The following is a 2447-nucleotide window of genomic DNA, read 5'->3' as shown; positions in this document are numbered from 1 at the left end:
GACCTGGCTCGACGACCTGCACGCCGACGGCGACCTGGCGCTGCTCGGCCGTCAGCTCGGCGACGCCACCGAGCAGGCCCGCCGGCTCGTGCTCGACACCGCGCGCCGGGCCGCCCGCCTCGGTCTCGCCACCCGGCTCGGGGACCCGCAGCGCCGCGCCCTCACCGGCTGGGTGCAGGCCCTCGACCGGCTGGGCAAGGGCACCGGGAAGTACGCCCCGCACTGGCGGGCACAGGCCCGCGTGCACATGCGGGCCGCGATGGGCGCCGTGCCCGTGTGGATCATGCCGACGTACCGGGTGATGGAGAGCTTCGACCCGGGATCCGACGACCTCTTCGACGTCGTCATCGTCGACGAGTCCAGCCAGTGCGACATCCTGTCCCTCGGCGTGCTCAGCCTGGGGCGACGCGCCGTGGTAGTCGGCGACGACGCCCAGACGAGCCCGGAGGCCGTCGGGATCGACCGGGCCAGGGTCGGGGCGCTGATCGACGCCCACCTGCCCGACGTGGCCCAGCGCTCGCTGCTCGACGTGGAGGCGAGCCTCTACGACACCGCCACCCGGGTGTTCCCGCGGACCGTGGTACTCAAGGAACACTTCCGCTGCCTGCCCGACATCATCGGCTTCTCCAACCGCTTCTACGACCATCAGATCCTGCCGCTGCGGGAGGACCCGGAGCTGGCGATCGGCGCCGCGCTACGCCCGGTGCGCGTCGCCGACGGTGCCCGGACGCAGACCCGGTTCGGCGACGCCAACCCGGCGGAGGCGGGGGCGATCGTCGATCAGGTCGTCGCCTGCTGCGCCGACCCCGCGTACGACGGGATGACGATGGGCGTGGTGACCCTGCTCGGCGCCGGGCAACCCAGGCTCATCGAGCACGCCCTGGTCGAGCGGCTCGGCGAGCGCGAGTTCTCCCGGCGGGCGCTGCGCGTCGGCGACCCGTACCAGTTCCAGGGCGACGAGCGTGACGTCGTGTTCGTCTCCGTCGTCGCCGATGACAACCGCTCCGCCGCCACCCGCCGTCGAGACCTGCAACGCGTCAACGTCGCCGCCAGCCGCGCCCGCAACCAGATGTGGGTGTTCCACACCGTCGACCCGGCGACGCTGCGCGACGATGACATCCGTCGTCAGCTCATCGAATACGCCTACGCCGGTGCGACCCCACAGGCCGAGGGCCGGCTCGCCGACCGGTGCGACAGCGAGTTCGAACGCGCCGTCCTGCGCGAGATCCTCGCCCGCGGCTACCGGGTCCGCCCCCAGCATCCCGTCGGCCGCTACCGCATCGACCTCGTCGTCGAAGGCTCATCCCGCCGGGCCGCGCCCGGCGCCAGCGGGACCGACCCGGCCGGGACGGGCGGGACAGGCGGGACGGGCGGGACAGGCGGCGCGCAGGGCGGTTCGGCCGGCGGACGCGTCCGCGGTCCCCGGCTCGCCGTCGAGTGCGACGGCGACCGGTTCCACGGCCCGGACCAGTGGGAGGCGGACCTGCGCCGCCAACGGATCCTGGAGCGGCTCGGCTGGACGTTCCTGCGCATCCGCGGCTCGGAGTTCTACCGCCATCCCACCAGCACGCTCGACGGCCTGTGGCGTCGGCTGGACGAACTCGGCATCCACCCGGACCTGGCCGGCTGACCGCGCTCCCGCCCGGCGCGCACGCACTGGGGCAGCCGAAGCCGGCCGGCTGCTGTCCCACGGCCGGCCGGGGTCCGGGGCGGGTCAGCCAACGGGTCGGGCGGCGGCTCGGTCAGCGGCTCGGTCAGCGGCTCGCGCCGGGCATGGCCAGCCGCGGGGCGATCTCGTCGACGAGCCCCCAGGCCAACGCCTGCTCGGCGTCGATGGGAAGCCCGCTGAGGATCAGATAGGCGGCCCGCTGCGGACCGATCCGCCGCGGGATGCTCGCGGTCCCCCCAGCGCCGGGGACCAGCCCCATCGCCACCTCCGGCAACCGGAAGGTGGTGTCGGGGGCGGCGACGACCCGGCCGCAGAACGCGGGCAGCTCCGCCCCCGCGCCGATGCAGAGCCCGTGCACGTAGGCGGTCACCGGCAGCCCGGTGGCCAGCAGGCCCAGCGGGATGCTGCGGGTGGTTCGCACGGCGTGGGCGCCGACCGGATCGAGCATCGTGCCGAACTCGGTCAGGTCGCCGCCGCTGGAGAACGACGGCCCCGTGCCGGCGAGCCGGATCTCGGCGAGCTCGCTGTCGGCGGCGGCGAGTCCGAAGGCAGCGACCAACCCGTCCCGCAGGCTGATGCTCACGGCGTTGTGCACCCGCGGTCGGTTGAGGATGACCGTGAGCACCGCACCGTCCCGCTCCACCAGGACGGCCGGTGCCGCCGGTGCTGCTGGCGCTGCTGGCGCGGTCGATACCGCTGGTACCGCGGCCCTGGCCGCCGCGGTCGGGGCCGGGGTCGGGTCCGTCGCCACGTCGGCCGCGAGCGCACTGTCGGCGGG

General features: G+C 74.8%; 2 protein-coding genes. One reads left to right on the top strand and one right to left on the bottom strand.

Features of this window, described 5'->3' with window-relative positions:
• Positions 1-1630: AAA domain-containing protein (locus tag ND748_RS30015; protein WP_251749581.1), on the top strand; the 1630-nt coding region annotated here is incomplete at its 5' end.
• 124 nt (positions 1631-1754) lie between these two features.
• On the opposite strand, the gene ND748_RS30010 is transcribed toward ND748_RS30015, so the two are convergent.
• Positions 1755-2447, bottom strand: a 693-nt coding sequence (locus ND748_RS30010) for an enoyl-CoA hydratase/isomerase family protein (protein ID WP_251749579.1), incomplete at its 5' end; no start/stop codon positions are given.

The sequence above is a fragment of the Frankia sp. AiPs1 genome, assembly GCF_023716945.1.
Classification (GTDB): Bacteria; Actinomycetota; Actinomycetes; order Frankiales; family Frankiaceae; genus Frankia.
This window is presented reverse-complemented; position numbering and strand designations above follow the sequence as displayed.